The sequence below is a fragment of the Acinetobacter sp. BY419 genome (genome assembly GCF_019038395.1).
In the GTDB taxonomy this organism is placed as follows: Bacteria; Pseudomonadota; Gammaproteobacteria; order Pseudomonadales; family Moraxellaceae; genus Acinetobacter.
Map to the genome: position 1 here is coordinate 19,347 of NZ_JAGFXZ010000013.1, position 15,080 is coordinate 34,426.

16 protein-coding genes and 4 tRNA genes are annotated in these 15,080 nt (G+C 43.5%); 12 read left to right on the forward strand and 8 right to left on the reverse strand.

The genetic code is table 11. The features are described from left to right. The first annotated feature begins 5 nt into the window (after window positions 1–5). The 3 genes from ubiA to KUG37_RS06900 all read left to right on the forward strand — a co-directional run bounded on the left by ubiA (window position 6) and on the right by KUG37_RS06900 (window position 2,599). A complete protein-coding gene (gene ubiA, locus KUG37_RS06890) occupies window positions 6–884 on the forward strand; it encodes a 4-hydroxybenzoate octaprenyltransferase (protein ID WP_216934422.1) in 879 nt (292 codons plus the stop codon). A 113-nt stretch (window positions 885–997) separates the two neighbouring features. Further along, the gene (locus tag KUG37_RS06895; protein WP_216934424.1) at window positions 998–2,203 is read left to right on the forward strand and encodes a S9 family peptidase; all 1,206 of its coding nucleotides are present in this window, start codon (window positions 998–1,000) and stop codon (window positions 2,201–2,203) included. Between the two features lie 132 nt (window positions 2,204–2,335). Beyond that, on the forward strand, window positions 2,336–2,599 hold the full coding sequence (locus KUG37_RS06900; protein WP_216934426.1) for a hypothetical protein: 264 nt from the start codon (window positions 2,336–2,338) through the stop codon (window positions 2,597–2,599). A 196-nt stretch (window positions 2,600–2,795) separates the two neighbouring features. Here the strand turns inward: KUG37_RS06900 and KUG37_RS06905 are convergent, their stop codons facing one another. The 8 genes from KUG37_RS06905 to KUG37_RS06940 form a co-directional block, all read right to left on the reverse strand. After that, window positions 2,796–3,785: a diaminopimelate dehydrogenase gene (locus tag KUG37_RS06905; protein WP_216934428.1), complete on the reverse strand. Its 990-nt coding sequence runs from the start codon at window positions 3,783–3,785 to the stop codon at window positions 2,796–2,798. A gap of 318 nt (window positions 3,786–4,103) precedes the next feature. Then, window positions 4,104–4,547: a DUF2726 domain-containing protein gene (locus KUG37_RS06910; RefSeq protein WP_216934430.1), complete on the reverse strand. Its 444-nt coding sequence runs from the start codon at window positions 4,545–4,547 to the stop codon at window positions 4,104–4,106. Between the two features lie 62 nt (window positions 4,548–4,609). Then, a tRNA-Asn gene (locus KUG37_RS06915) sits at window positions 4,610–4,685 on the reverse strand. Between the two features lie 6 nt (window positions 4,686–4,691). Beyond that, window positions 4,692–4,767: transfer RNA gene (locus KUG37_RS06920), tRNA-Asn, on the reverse strand. Between the two features lie 294 nt (window positions 4,768–5,061). Next, window positions 5,062–5,137 (reverse strand) — tRNA-Asn (locus KUG37_RS06925). Window positions 5,138–5,142: 5 nt separating this feature from the next. Beyond that, a tRNA-Asn gene (locus KUG37_RS06930) sits at window positions 5,143–5,218 on the reverse strand. A 148-nt stretch (window positions 5,219–5,366) separates the two neighbouring features. After that, a complete protein-coding gene (locus KUG37_RS06935; RefSeq protein WP_216934432.1) occupies window positions 5,367–5,993 on the reverse strand; it encodes a superoxide dismutase in 627 nt (208 codons plus the stop codon). A 153-nt stretch (window positions 5,994–6,146) separates the two neighbouring features. Then, on the reverse strand, window positions 6,147–6,905 hold the full coding sequence (locus KUG37_RS06940; RefSeq protein WP_216934433.1) for a Nif3-like dinuclear metal center hexameric protein: 759 nt from the start codon (window positions 6,903–6,905) through the stop codon (window positions 6,147–6,149). 169 nt (window positions 6,906–7,074) lie between these two features. Between KUG37_RS06940 and KUG37_RS06945 the strand changes: the two genes are divergently transcribed. From KUG37_RS06945 to KUG37_RS06985, 9 genes are all read left to right on the forward strand, one after another. Next, on the forward strand, window positions 7,075–8,256 hold the full coding sequence (locus KUG37_RS06945; protein WP_216934435.1) for a trypsin-like peptidase domain-containing protein: 1,182 nt from the start codon (window positions 7,075–7,077) through the stop codon (window positions 8,254–8,256). Window positions 8,257–8,390: 134 nt separating this feature from the next. Further along, window positions 8,391–8,648, forward strand: a complete 258-nt coding sequence (locus KUG37_RS06950) for a hypothetical protein (RefSeq protein WP_216934436.1) — start codon at window positions 8,391–8,393, stop codon at window positions 8,646–8,648. 80 nt (window positions 8,649–8,728) lie between these two features. Beyond that, the gene (rutD, locus tag KUG37_RS06955; protein ID WP_216934437.1) at window positions 8,729–9,520 is read left to right on the forward strand and encodes a pyrimidine utilization protein D; all 792 of its coding nucleotides are present in this window, start codon (window positions 8,729–8,731) and stop codon (window positions 9,518–9,520) included. Window positions 9,521–9,855: 335 nt separating this feature from the next. Further along, window positions 9,856–10,962, forward strand: coding sequence for a pyrimidine utilization protein A (gene rutA / locus KUG37_RS06960; protein ID WP_216934438.1), 1,107 nt, complete (start codon window positions 9,856–9,858; stop codon window positions 10,960–10,962). Continuing rightward, complete coding sequence (rutB, locus tag KUG37_RS06965) at window positions 10,959–11,720, forward strand: pyrimidine utilization protein B (protein ID WP_216934439.1); 762 nt, start codon at window positions 10,959–10,961, stop codon at window positions 11,718–11,720. Before rutA ends, rutB begins: the two co-directional genes overlap by 4 nt. A gap of 33 nt (window positions 11,721–11,753) precedes the next feature. After that, on the forward strand, window positions 11,754–12,134 hold the full coding sequence (gene rutC, locus KUG37_RS06970) for a pyrimidine utilization protein C (RefSeq protein WP_216934440.1): 381 nt from the start codon (window positions 11,754–11,756) through the stop codon (window positions 12,132–12,134). Between the two features lie 103 nt (window positions 12,135–12,237). Continuing rightward, complete coding sequence (rutF, locus tag KUG37_RS06975) at window positions 12,238–12,795, forward strand: NADH-dependent FMN reductase RutF (protein ID WP_367947471.1); 558 nt, start codon at window positions 12,238–12,240, stop codon at window positions 12,793–12,795. 33 nt (window positions 12,796–12,828) lie between these two features. After that, window positions 12,829–14,184, forward strand: a complete 1,356-nt coding sequence (gene rutG, locus KUG37_RS06980) for a pyrimidine utilization transport protein G (RefSeq protein ID WP_216934443.1) — start codon at window positions 12,829–12,831, stop codon at window positions 14,182–14,184. 15 nt (window positions 14,185–14,199) lie between these two features. After that, a complete protein-coding gene (locus tag KUG37_RS06985) occupies window positions 14,200–15,075 on the forward strand; it encodes an NAD(P)-dependent oxidoreductase (RefSeq protein ID WP_216934445.1) in 876 nt (291 codons plus the stop codon). Window positions 15,076–15,080 lie beyond the last annotated feature (5 nt).

Sequence of the window (15,080 nt, forward strand, 5' to 3'; positions counted from 1 at the left end):
TTTTTATGGCAACCGCACAAGTAATCACCTGGCGTGAGCGTCTTAGCGCCTATTATTATCTTTGTCGTTTTGATAAACCGATTGGGACTGAACTGGTCTTTTGGCCCACCATGTGGGCGCTGTGGATTGCCGCTCAGGGCATGCCAAGCATTGAAATTTTGATTCCCATGATTTTGGGCGTGATTTTTATGCGGGCGGCAGGTTGTGCCATTAATGATTTTGCCGACCGTAAAGTCGATGCGCATGTGGAGCGAACTAAAAACCGTCCACTAGCGACCGGAGTCATCAGTGCCAAAGAAGCGGTGATGGTATTTCTGGTTTTGGTGGCTGCCAGCGCCTGTCTGTTATTTTTCTTGCCGATTGAAACTTTTTACTGGTCATTTGGGGCTTTGTTTTTAGCGTTTATTTATCCTTTTATGAAGCGCTATACCCATTTGCCTCAAGTGTTTTTGGGTGCGGCATTTTCCTGGTCCATCCCAATGGCCTATACCGCAGTCGGACAAACGCCTGATTTAATCTGCTGGCTTTTATATTTTGGTAATCTGGCCTGGACCGTGGCTTACGATACCCAATATGCGATTGCGGATCGCGAATACGACTTGAAAATTGGGGTGAAATCGACAGCGATTTTATTTGGCCAGCGCGATATTCAGATAATTAGTGTATTGCAGATAAGCAGTATTTTATTGATAGGTGCTGCTCTTTGGCTGGAAAACTTATTGGTTCCATTTGGCTTGCTAGCACTTTTGCTGGTTGCTGCTGATTTTATTTATCAATGGTTTAAAACTCGAGATAAAAATCCGCAAATGTGTTTTTGGGCTTTCCGTCATAACCGCTGGATTGGACTCATTATTTTTGCAGGAATACTCTTAGCTCTCAGGTAATGACCGTATATCGGATAATAACAAAAGCATCCTATAAGGGTGCTTTTTTTTATGCTTAATTTTGAGTGATCTCTATAAAAAGAGATAGGGAATAACAATAAAAGGATAGAAATATGCAGAACGGTTATAAGAAATTGATGTTGGGCGTACTGTGTTCTTCAGTACTATTTTTATCTGCGTGTGGTGATGACAATGACGACATTTATATAGGATTTAATCCGGTACGAAACTATACCGTAGATGATCAGGTGAAAGAAGTTGTCGAGCGTCATGATATCTTTACTTATAGAATGGAAAGCGTACAAGATCGAGAGATTCGTGCAACTGCGCTGGTATTTACCCCAAAAGGTACTCCACCTGTAGGCGGTTGGCCAATCGTTGTCTGGGCACATGGTACTACTGGTGCTGCTGATAAATGTGCACCTTCACGGCTTGCGCTAGATGGGCCTGAAAAGGCCTTGGTTATGGGGCTGGTACAACGAGGTTATGCGGTGATTGCGCCAGATTATGAAGGCTTAGGTAATGATAATGTACCTCATCCATATTTACATCTGGAAAGTGCTGCCAAGTCAATATTGTCGGCGATTAGTGAAGCCCAAAAACAGTATGGTGGACTGCTGGCTAAAGACTGGGGAGTGATTGGTTGGTCTCAGGGTGGTCATGCTGCCTTGGCCGCTGCAGAATTTTATAAGGCTTTACCAAATAATACCTATCGTGGTGCAGTTGCGATTGCCCCGGCTTCCTATCTTAATGATACCTTGGAAGAAGGGCTTTTATTTGCTCAAGGTCTGGCTGCGTCAGGGAATGTGGCACAAGCAGTTCCAATTGCTGCGACTTTATATACGTATGCCGCTATCGTCAGTTCAGGAATTAAGGCGGAAAAAACCAGCTTTAATTACAATCAGGCCTTTGTCAATGCCAAGGTTGATCTGGCTAGGCAGGCTGAAAGTTTATGTTCCCCTGAGCTTGCACAACGTTTTGGTGCAGATATTCAAACGACATTACAAAGTGGTGTGAGTTTCTCGCAATACCAGGCATTACAGCAAAACTTCCTGAATGATCCTGATATTATGAATTATCTGATAGATAATCAGCCTGCACAAACTCGACTTGATCGTCCAGTTTATATTTTTCAAGGTACAGCAGATACCACGGTACCTTATACCATTACCGAGATATTATATGAAGGGATGCTTGCAGATGGAACTGATGTGAAGTTAATTCCAATACTGAATGCAACGCATGCCACAGCGGTCACTGAAAATATTCCAGCACTGCTCAATACGGTAGAAGCGGTCATGAATACCCCAGTGTCCTGATTAAAACAAGAATGATAAATCCATGTTGGCTTGAGGTCGGCGTGGATTTAAATATTTTTCGGCCTTGAGCTATGACTTTATTTTGTTATATTGAGCAGTGCAATTAAATGACGAAATTAAAGTAGGTTTGTTATGTCTGAGAAACCACAGCCCCGCAGTGTCAAAAAGCTATTGATCTTCGGTACGCTTGCACTTTGTATTCCGGTGTTTTTAATAAGTATGGCATTTCTCGCGGTAAATAGTGATGCTAAAAATCAGGAGAAATATAAACAGCAGCAGGCAGATATGATTGCGCGTATTGAAGCACGAGAAGCTGCGGAAAAGCTCAAAGCAGAGCAGGATGCTAAGGTAAATTCAACCCAAGCTGTGTCTGAAAATACAGCAACAGCACCTTAATTTATCTCACCCAACTTTCAATGCCCTTTACACTTCTCTGAAACTGTATTTTCTGCGTATCGGATAGTCACATGGTTTATTGCAAACTGGCTAAAGTGAGTGTGGGTATTCGATATTTCTTGATGAAGTAATTTCTACTCTAAAATAGAAAAATCTAGCCACCCCTCATCCGATTGGTGACTAGATTTAAATGGTCTTAAAGCAATTCTTTGCGCAATTGCTCTGGGGATTTAATTGAAAGTAGTCCGGGAGCTACATCAAATGCTGTTTTGGCACCATATTGCTGAGCCTGATTCAGGCGGTAGCAGGCACGGGCATAAGCCACTAAAACACTTGCGGTAAATTCAGGATTGCTATTCAGCTTTAAAGAAAACTCAATCACTTGTTGTTGATCATCACTTGTATTGCCACTACGGATGACAAAACCGCCATGCGGCATATCCTGATGATCTTTCAGTAAGGTTTCCTCACTGATAAAATTCACGGTCGTATTATAATCGGCAAAGTAATCAGGCATGCTGACGATAGTCTGTTCAACCGTAGCAGCATCAGCACCTTGTTCTAATACCACATAACAGTCACGATGATGTTTATCTTTAGTGCTTAACTCAGGTCGTGCGCCACTGCGGACTTGTTCAATCGTATCTGTTGATGGAATGGTATATTGGACTCCCGCTTTCACGCCTGATACACGGCGGATTGCATCTGAATGACCCTGGCTTAAGCCTTTACCCCAAAAGGTATAAGTTTCACCATCTGGTAATAATGCTTCGCCAAATAAACGGTTAATGGAGAACATGCCAGGATCCCAGCCAATAGAAATCAAGGCTGTTTTTTGGTTGGTAACCGCAGGTGCATCGACTGCAGCATAGTATTCCGGAATACGTGCATGCGTATCAAAACTATCTACAGTATTGAACTTGCTTGCAAAGACAGGAGTCTGTTGCGGTAAGTCATCTTTAGAGCCACCACACAGAATCAGCACATCAATTTTATCGCTAAAATCATTTAATAGTGCATCGATGCTATACACGTGAGTGTCTGCAAAGCAAGGAGAGACGCTGCTTGGTGAGCGACGAGTAAAAATACCCACAAGCTGCATATCGGGGTTTTTCTGAATGGCAGCTTCAACACCGCGACCAAGATTACCGTAACCCGCGATACCAATACGAATAGAATTTTGCATAAATAAACGATCACTGAATAAAAAAAAGAACGCTAAAAATAAACAAGATGATGATGACCAGATATGAAATAGGCAGAACAGGATCATCTTGCTTATATTTTGTTTTCGAAAGGATTATAGAGCGATAACTTAAATTTTAGCACCCTAAGTATCCAGAAAGGCGGGTTTAACTGAGAATGCTTTTAATGAGTGCGTAAATTTGGAGCGTATTGGCTACTAATGAAGCACGAGAAGCTATTCGGAAATTCAAGGTAGAAGGGGAGGTTTTGATCAATCCAACCTAGGTTGTATTGGGACGTGCCGCAATTGCACCTTAATTTATCTTAAATCCCTTTGCAATTGTCTAATGCTCGGAATCTGGGTGTATCGAATCACGGTATAGCCTGCTGCAATCAGCATGGCATCCCGTTCAGCATCTTCCTGCTCTTTGCCAATATGGCTCGGATCATCTAATTCGATAATCGCTACTACATTATATTCGCGGTCAAGCACTACAAAGTCGGTGACTTTGCGATTGAACTGATTGCGCATCTTCATCTGGTCATGCGTGATTAAGGCACTAAACGCGACTTGGGCCAGAATATGATGATGAGGAAAGGCATCTTTCAGACGTGTGAACATTCTGCTTTCAAAGGCAGTAATCACGCGCTTCGGATAGAATTTCTTTTGACGGGTGAAAAGATGCGGGAAAAGCAGGCAAACTAATGCAAATGTTGCCAGGCAGCCAATCACAAAAAATATAAACTGACTCAAATTAAACACAGATCACAAATAGGGAAGAATAAAAAAACCCACTTCGCAATGAGTGGGTTTCTTCAGAATTTTGGCTCTCCCACCTGGGCTCGAACCAGGGACCTGCGGATTAACAGTCCGTCGCTCTACCGACTGAGCTATGGGAGAATAGATTGGCTCTCCAACCTGGGCTCGAACCAGGGACCTGCGGATTAACAGTCCGTCGCTCTACCGACTGAGCTATTGGAGAATCTGACAGCGATTATAGAGAGATTTGAAAAGGGGTCAAGGCACTTCGAGAAAAAAGCTGAAGAAATTGAATCAAGTGTTTTAAAAATAATCGAAAAGGTTTTCAGTTCAAACTGTTATGTTCGTGTCAGTCAGTTCGAGCTGCAAGATGGTTATCAACCTTAATTTTTATAAAGGATCTGAATTATAAGACATGAGAGGGTTGATTGCGCATACAGAGATCAGTATGAGCTCAATTTAAAAAATGCAGAGATAAAAAAACCCACTTCGCAATGAGTGGGCTTTTTTAGAATCTTGGCTCTTCCACCTGGGCTCGAACCAGGGACCTGCGGATTAACAGTCCGTCGCTCTACCGACTGAGCTATGGAAGAATAGATGGCTCTCCAACCTGGGCTCGAACCAGGGACCTGCGGATTAACAGTCCGTCGCTCTACCGACTGAGCTATTGGAGAATCTGATCGGCATTTTAGGGAGGAATACCCAGGCCGTCAATCAATTAATGTAAAGAAATGAATTGTTTGCTTTATAAATATTCGTTTAGGGCCAAAAAATAAAAAAATCACCCAAAATGGGTGATTTTTTTAGCAAAGAAATAAAAAATTATTTCTCAACACCTGCAGGCTGACCTGCATATTTTGCATTTGCGTAATCCCAGTTTACTAGGCTTTCTAGGAAAGTAGAGATGTACTTAGGACGAGCATTACGGAAATCGATGTAATAAGCATGTTCCCAAACGTCAATCGTCAATACTGCAATTTTACCATGCGCCATTGGCGTATCAGCATTTGAAGTTTTCATGATTGAAAGCTGGCCATTTACTTTGTCAGCCACTAACCAAGCCCAACCTGAACCGAATTGAGTGGTTGCAGCAGCAGCAAATTCTTCAGCAAATTTTTCGTAAGAACCGAAAGCTTCGTCAATTTTTGCAGCCAAAGTACCAGTTGCTTTACCGCCACCGTTTTTAGCCATACAGTTCCAGTAGAACGTGTGGTTCCATACTTGAGCAGCGTTATTGAAAACACCTGCTTTAGAAGCATCACCAGCAGTCGCTGTAATGATTTCTTCTAGAGTTTTGCCTTCAAGCTCAGTACCTGCGATCAGGTTATTCAGGTTAACCACATAAGTATTGTGGTGTTTGTCGTGATGATATTCTAAAGTTTCTTTGCTGATGTGTGGAGCAAGATCTTCGTAGCCGTAAGGTAATGCTGGTAAAGTAATGGTTGTCATGTTCTCAATTCCTTGCATTTTGCTGGGTTTTAACAATAAGTGGCTTTATTGTAATAGATAATCGGGCAGAAATGGGCATCGTGTATAAATAACAATACACAATAAATCCTGAAAATATATGAATAAAGCCTCTGAGCATAACCGTCAGTCGAATTAAATCGGATTGTTTAATTCGAAATAATCATACTCAATATTAAACTGTTCTGAAATGGCTTTGGCCAGGTGTTGTACACCGTATTTTTCAGTCGCATGATGACCACAGGCATAATAATGTACATTTAGTTCCTGAGCTTCATAAAAAGTACGTTCAGACACTTCACCTGAAATATAGGCATCACAGTCTTGTAGCGCCGCTTTTTGAATATAGTCTTGTGCGCCGCCAGTACAGAAACCCACTTTTTGTATCAATGATTTTCCAGCAGGCAAATGTAGCGCATCATGGCCGAGTCTATCTGATACATAGGCTTTGAATCCTTCTGGTGTCATCGCCTGTTTTAAATAGCCGATGTTACCAATCGGATGTTTTTCACTCGGATCGAGCTGTTCGATATTTTCCAGTTCTAGTAAATCTGCAATGGCAGCATTATTACCCAAGGTCGGGTGACTGTCTAAAGGCAGATGATAACCTACTAAAGAAATATCATTTTGAATTAAAGATTTAATACGTTTACCACGCATCCCGGTAATTGGGTAGGCTTCACCTTTCCAGAAATAGCCGTGATGAACTAAAAGTAAATCTGCGCCTTGCTCAATTGCGGCTTCAATTGCACTCTGGGAGGCAGTCACGGCACACAGGATTTTATGCACCTCGGATTTGCCTTCGATCTGCAAGCCATTCGGTGCATAGTCCTTAAATTCACGCGTTACCAAAGTCTGGTCACACCATTGAATAATATCGTTTAAATTCGCCATAAAATTCCTGTTAGTTTAAAAACTTGCCATATTTATCGATCGTTCTGATTGTAACTAAAGCTGCACAAATCTCTGTGGATTTCTTTGTGTTTAGTTATGTATTTAGCATTACAATAGAACATAAATTACTTAGTCATCAACGAATTAAAATATTTTAGAGGATAACAACGTGCGCCGCACCTTTACATGGTTACCCTGGGTGTTACTGATTTTAGTCATTATCGGTTTTTTGGGGTGGCAACAGCTACAAAAACCAAAGGCACTAGTTGCGCCGGATGGCGTCAAAATGCCTGCTGAAAAAGTAGAGCCGTTGATTGATACAACGCGTTCAGGAGCTGTGGTCTCCTATAATGCTGCTGTAAGAGTAGCAGCACCGGCTGTCGTGAATATTTTTACTACCCAAAAAGTCAAGCAACAGGCGCATCCTTTGCTGACCGATCCGGTATTTCGTGAATTCTTTGGCGATCAGTTACCTGACCAGTATGGACAAAGCCCGAATGAAAACAGTTTAGGTTCTGGTGTGATTGTGCGTCCGGATGGTTATATCCTCACCAATAACCACGTCATTGCGCAGGCAGACCAGATTGTGGTGGCTTTGCAGGATGGGCGTCGCGCTGAAGCCAAGGTGGTAGGGACTGACCCGGATACTGATCTGGCCGTAATCAAGATTGACCTGGATCAATTACCTGTCTTGCCGTTCAAACTCAGTGGTAACGAAGTCGGTGATGTCGTCCTGGCGATTGGTAACCCATTTGGTGTCGGTCAAACCGTGACGCAAGGGATTATCTCGGCAACAGGTCGTTCTGATCTGGGCATCAATACCTACGAAGACTTTATTCAGACCGATGCTGCGATTAACCCGGGTAATTCAGGCGGTGCATTAATTGATGTCGCCGGTAATTTAATTGGTGTGAATACCGCAATCTTTTCTCAGTCTGGGGGTTCGCTGGGGATTGGTTTTGCCATTCCTGCCAAAATCTGTCAGCAGGTATTGAATGCCATTCTGGAAGATGGCCGTGTGGTTCGTGGCTGGTTAGGCATCAGCTTATTGCCTGCGGAACGCGATGATGTGCTGCAACCTAGAGAAAAAGGTGTCACCGTGGCCGAAGTGCTACCGGATGGACCTGCTGCCAAAGCTGGGATCAAGCGTGGCGATAAAATTATCAAAGTGAATGAGGAAGAGATTAATTCCGCCTCACATTTGATTAATTTTGTGGCCTTGCAAAAGCCAAACAGTACTATTCAGATTGAAATTGAGCGTGGTGGAAAAACCATGAAGCTTGAAGTCGGGGTGACTGAACGTAAAGCGCAAAATAGTGCTTCACAATATATTCCTTTGCCCGGTCAGTAAATGTACTCAAAAAAATCCCTCCTAATGAGGGATTTTTTATGCTTTATTTCAGCGTGTTGTGATACAAAAGTGAAATATTAAGCGCTTTATAAATCATTTAATTTAATGAAATACCATTAAAAGAGAAAATAAAAATGGCTTTTATGACGGCAGATCATGCCAAAATTTTATCCAATGTCGCTAATCTGGATATTGAAATATACAAGCCGCGTCTGGCACAACTCATCGAAGACAATGCCAAACAGGGAAATACTGCGGTGCTGACAGTTTTTCCCAAACATCTGCCCTTGGATGATATTCGTTCCCTGTCTGCCGAGCTAACCGAGCTTGGCTATAATGTGCGCTTTGAAGTACATGAATTTTATTACAGCTTTAATGTCTATTGGTTATAATTTTAACAATTGTTCAAAAAAATTCCGGTTTAGGCATATATTTTGCTGCATTCATCTCATATTTGATTGATGAGAAATGTATGTCTTTATTTATTTATCCTGGAGCACAGGCCGATGCGCCTTATGTAGTGCTTTCTTCCGGACTCGGTGGACATGCCAGTTTCTGGAATCCACAAATTGAGGCTTTGCAGCAATATTTTCATGTCGTGAGCTATGATCAGGAGGGTTGTCATCAAGATTCTGATCTATTACCAGCAGATTATTCCGTAGATCATATGGCCCGGCAAATTTTGGATTTATTAATCAATGAGAATATTCGCGAGTTTCATTTTATTGGCCATGCCTTGGGCGGCCATATCGGCATGCAGCTGGCGATTTATCAGGCTAAGCAGGCATTTAAGTTACTGAGTCTGACCATGCTGAATGCGTGGGGGGAATTGGATGCACATACGCAAAAATGTTTTCAGGCACGCACATCCTTGTTGCTGAATAGCGGGGCCGAGGCCTATGTGCGGGCACAGGCTTTATTTCTGTATCCACCGCAATGGATCTCCACACATATTGGACAGTTGACTGATGTGGAAAATCAACAGCTACTGGATTTTCCACCGTTGGACAATGTCTTGGCACGTATAAAGGCTGTGCAGGCATTTCAGCTTAAAACAGAACATCAGCAGGCATTAAAAGATATTCCCGTACATTTGATTGCCAATCAGGATGATTTTTTAGTGCCTTATCAACGTTCGCAACAACTCCAGCAGTTATTGCCGCATAGTCAGCTTAGCCTGTTTGAAACAGGAGCTCATGCAGCTACCGTTACCGAAACAGGCCGGATGAACCAGAGCATGCTGCAATTTTTAAAAGCAGCCTGATATTTTCAGCAAGCAAATCTTTTTACTCAAGCCAGAACCCGATTCTGGCTTTTTATTTTTTCTAATGAATCATTTTTATGGTTTTTACAAAAAGACTGACTGTTGCTAAAAGAGCAAATGCTCAATTTAATGCACCTGAATGAAACACGATGAGCAAAATTGATTCAGGGGTGAAAACCTTTTTTTTACTAAAAATTCAAAAAACCAAATATTAAGTAATTGAAAAATAATGAATAAAAATAATTGGCACGCGGATTGCAATATTTTAAGCATAAATAAAAACTTGAATTTACCGCAGGTTTTTGAATGTTAGTTAAAAATAATGAGGTGTGAAAATGAAAATAGGTGTCTTCTGTCCAATTGGAAATAACGGCTGGTTACTCTCTGAAAATGCACCCCAGTACATGCCGACTTTTGAGTTAAACAAACAAATCGTACAGCGTGCTGAACATTATGGTTTTGATTTTGCACTCTCTATGATCAAGCTGCGCGGTTTTGGTGGAAAAACTGAATTCTGGGAGCATAACCTCGAAACCTTTACCCTGATGGCAGGCCTGGCAGCCGTCACGAGCAAAATCAAAATTTATGCAACTGCGGCCACATTGGTAATGCCGCCTGCAATTGTGGCGCGTATGGCATCCACGATTGATTCGATTTCCAATGGGCGTTTTGGCTTGAATGTGGTGACTGGCTGGCAGCCACCAGAATATACCCAGATGGGCATGTGGCCAGGCAACGACTATTTTGGCAAGCGCTATGAATATTTGTCTGAATATGTACAGATTTTGCGTGAACTTTGGGCGACAGGTAAATCAGACTTTAAAGGCGAACATTTTCAGATGGAAGACTGCCGTGTCAGCCCGCGCCCACAAGCGGATATGAAAATTATCTGTGCCGGTCAGTCGGATGCAGGTCTGGAATTTTCTGCACAATATGCTGACTACAACTTCGTATTTGGTAAAGGATTAAATACCCCAACGGCCTATGCAGAAATCAATGACCGCCTGAAAGAAAAAACGGATGCCACCGGCCGCGATGTACAGACTTATGTCCTGTTTATGGTTATTTCAGCAGAAACCGATGAAGAAGCTCAAGCCAAATGGCAGCACTATAACGATGGTGCCGACATGGAAGCGATTAACTGGCTGATGAATCAGGGCGGGAAAGATACCACTTCTGGTGCAGATACCAATATCCGTCAAATGGCTTCTAGCATATCACCGGTTAATATCAATATGGGTACGCTGGTGGGATCTTATAAAAATGTGGCACGAATGTTGGATGAAATTGGCGAGATCAAGGGTACGGAAGGTGTGCTCCTGACTTTTGATGACTTTGTTCAGGGTGTGGAAGATTTCGGTCAGAAAGTCCAGCCATTAATGAAGTGCCGTGAACATATTGTGATTGAAGAGACAGCACCCGTTCTGGAGAAAAGCGCATGAGTGAGCACATCGTATCTGCAGGCTTTACTGAAACATTGGGCACGGGCAAAGTGCTCAAGGCGGAACCTGAAGCGATCCGTCTGGCAACTGAACAGACTGCTTTAATTGTGATTGATATGCAAAATGCCTATACCTCACAAGGGGGGTATCTGGATCTGGCCGGTTTTGATGTCTCGAAAACCAAGCCGGTGGTAGAAAATATTAAAAAAGCAGTCGATGCCGCGCATGCAGCCGGTATTCAGGTCATCTATTTTAAAAATGGCTGGGATGAAGAATACAAGGAAGCGGGTGGAGCGAATTCCCCTAACTTTCATAAATCCAATGCCCTGAAGACCATGCGCAAGCAGCCTGAATTGTACGGTAAGTTCCTGGCCAAAGGCAGTTGGGATTTTGAATTGATTGATGAGTTAAAGCCACTGCCACAAGATCTGGTAATCGAAAAACCTCGTTATAGCGGCTTCTTTAATACCGCGCTGGATAGCATGTTACGTGTTCGTGGCATACGCAATCTGGTATTTGTTGGGATTGCCACCAATGTCTGCGTGGAATCGACCTTAAGAGATGGTTTCTTCCTGGAATATTTTGGTGTCGCGCTGGCAGATGCCTGTCATCAGGCGGGTCCGGTCGAAGCTCATGAAGCCAGTTTGTATAACATCAAAACTTTCTTTGGCTGGGTGTCAGATACTGCAAATTTTGTAGAGACCTTTCAAAAAGAAAGTGAATCACTAAAAGAAACCAGATTAGCTCAAAGCGCTTAAACAATTTAAATAGCAAGATTAAGGAAAAACAGCATGCCTAAAGAAGTCATTATTCCAGCAGGGACATCGAAACCATTAGCGCCGTTTGTACCGGCAACCAAGGCAGACAATATTGTTTATGTGTCAGGAACATTAGCCTTTGATGAAAATAATAACGTCGTGCATGTCGGTGATGCGGCAGCTCAGACCCGTCATATTCTGGAAACCATCAAACGGGTGATTAAAGAAGCCGGTGGCAGCATGGATGACGTGACTTTTAACCATGTATTTGTCAAAGACTGGGCCGATTATGCCGCGGTTAATACAGTCTATGCAGAATATTTTCCGGGAGATAAACCGGCACGTTATTGCGTACAGACCGGATTAGTGAAACCTGAGGCACTGGTCGAAATTGCTTCGATTGCCCATGTATAAGCCGATTTACCTGATTCAATCTCATCATTATATGCCCTCAGTTTGTCTCTAGAAGCTGACTTGGGGTGGGGAGAACAGCATGAATGTCAAACTGTCTAAAATCATCACAGACACAATTACAGAGAATAATGCATCAAATAAGCTTGTAAAGACTGAAACCGCAGCTGACGTATTTACCCAGATCGACCAGCAGATTTTCCGTCAGGGTATGTCCAATCTGGGTGCTGCGGTGAACGTGATTACCACAGAAGGCGATGCAGGTCTGGCTGGCTTTACCGCATCCGCCGTGTGTAGTGTGACCGATACGCCACCGACTTTACTGGTCTGCCTCAACCGTTCAGCATCGGTATATGAAACTTTCAAGAATAATAAGGTGTTGTGTGTAAATACCTTAGCCTCACATCAGCAAGATTTATCCAATCTTTTTGGTGGGAAAACACCGATGGCAGAGCGTTTCAGTCAGGGAAACTGGAAAACTTTGCTGACCCAGTCACCTGTACTCGAGGATGCCTTAGTCAGTTTTGACTGCGAGGTGGTGCAGCACGTATCTGTAGGCAGTCATGACGTGCTGTTCTGTGAAGTGAAAGCAATGTGCCAGAGCCAAGGTAATGCGCTGATGTACTTTAACCGTTCTTACTGTGAGCCACACAAAATGTGCTAAATCAATTCAGTCCTAATCAAGGAGGGGAAGCCGATGCAAGAAAAAGAAACGTGGTTTCCAAAATTTAAGCCTTACCAAGGCAATATCGATTCAACACCAGTGCAAACAGATGAATATCTGCCAGCTGGAAAAAGCATTATTCTCGGTTTACAGCATGTGTTCGCGATGTTTGGGGCAACCGTGCTGGCACCGCTTTTAATGGGCTTTGATCCCAATCTCACCATATTTATTACCGGGATTGGCACAATTTTATTTTTCCTGATCACTGGCGGCCGATTGCCGAGTTATCTGGGATCCAGTTTTGCATTTATTGGTGCCGTGGTAGCAGTTACCGGCTATTCAGGGGTTAGCGCGAATCCCAATATTGGGCTGGCACTTGGGGGAACGATTGCCTGCGGTCTTGTCTATGCGCTGATTGGTTTGCTGGTGATGAAAACCGGTACTGCGTGGATTGAAAAGCTGATGCCACCGGTAGTCACGGGCGTGATCGTGATGATTATCGGTCTGCATCTCGCACCGGTCGCGATCAAAAGTGTATCTGCCAACCAGTTTGATTCCTGGATGGCGCTGGTCACCATTATATGTATCAGTGTGATTGCCGTGTTTACCCGCGGGATGGTGCGCCGTTTGCTGCTGTTATTGGGCTTATTGTCTTCCTACCTGATTTATTTCCTTTTCACCAATGTGATGGGCTTCGGAGCTGCGATTGATTTCAGTAAAGTCAGTGAAGCGGCATGGTTTGGTTTGCCGAGTTTCCAGAGTCCAGTCTTTGAAATGAATGCCATGCTGATGATTGCACCTGTGGCGATTATTCTGGTAGCAGAAAATCTGGGACATTTCAAAGCAGTATCTGCGATGACCGGCAAAAACCTGTCGCCATATATGGGTCGCGGTTTCTTTGCGGATGGTGTCTGTACTTCATTATCAGCGTCTGTCGGTGGTACGGGGATGACTACCTATGCTGAAAATATCGGTGTCATGGCAGTTACCAAGGTTTATGCAACCACCGTGTTTTTCTTTGCCGGTATCTTCGCCATCTTGCTGGGACTTTCTCCAAAATTTGGTGCTGTGATTAGTACCATTCCAGTGGCCTTACTGGGCGGTGCATCCATCGTCGTATTTGGTTTGATTACTGTCGCTGGTGCCAAAATTTGGATAGATAACCGTGTTGACTTTAACAAGAACAGTACGTTGATCATTGGTGCTGTCTGCCTGATCATGGGTACAGGTAACTATAGCTTGCAGATTGGCGGTTTTGATCTGGGCGGGATTGGTACTGCGACTTTGGCCGCGATTTTACTGAATCTGTTTCTGAATCGTGGTGAAGATAAAGAATTGCCTGCACCTGCATCGACCACAGCGGAAGTTGAGGCTAAGCCGGTTGCTTAATAGGAGGAGTATTTTTTGAGTCATACAGTTGCATTTTTAGGACTTGGGGCAATGGGCTGGCATATGGCCTCTCATTTGCCAAAACTTGGACATCAGGTTTGGGTCTGGAACCGGACTGAACAGAAAGCGCTAGATCATGCTCAATCTTTCAGGACTCAGGCTGTAGATATTGAACAGGCCGTTCAGGCAGACTTTATCTTTTCCTGCTTGCCGACCAGCCAGGATGTAGAGAATTTAATTGCCAAACATCCACCAAAGCAAGGTGCGATCTGGATTGACTGTACCAGTGGTGTGCCGGAATCTGCACAAAAACTGGCAAAGCGACTGGAGCAACAGGGGAGTTATTATCTGGATGCACCCGTTTCTGGCCAGACCATTGGGGCAGAGAAAGGCACTTTAACTGTCATGGTGGGGGGCAATGCGCATGCATTTGCACAAGCTAAACCGGTTATTGAAGCTTTTGCCGGCTTGATTGAATATGTCGGTGAAAGTGGTTCTGGTTTTGCAGTAAAAGCAGTGAACAATACTTTGATGGCTACCCATTTATGGGCACTTGCTGAAGGCTTGACGGTACTGAAAGGGCAGGGTGTAGATTTGGGTAGTGCGCTGAACTGTATCAATCATTCCAGTGGTAAAAGCAGTATGTCGGAAAATATCATGGCACAGCGTGTCTTAAATCGTGAATTCAGCAAAACTTTTGCGCTAGATTTATTGCAGAAAGATATCGGTATTGCTTTGGAACTGGTACAGCAACAGCAACTGGATTTATCAGTCATGTCTTTAATTCAAGAGCAGTTTCAGCAGATTGCCAAGCCTCTGGCCAGCCAGCTGGATTTTTCCGCAGCGGTACAAGGACTGGAACAACGTACCCAAATTGAATTGAGGGGATAAATGTT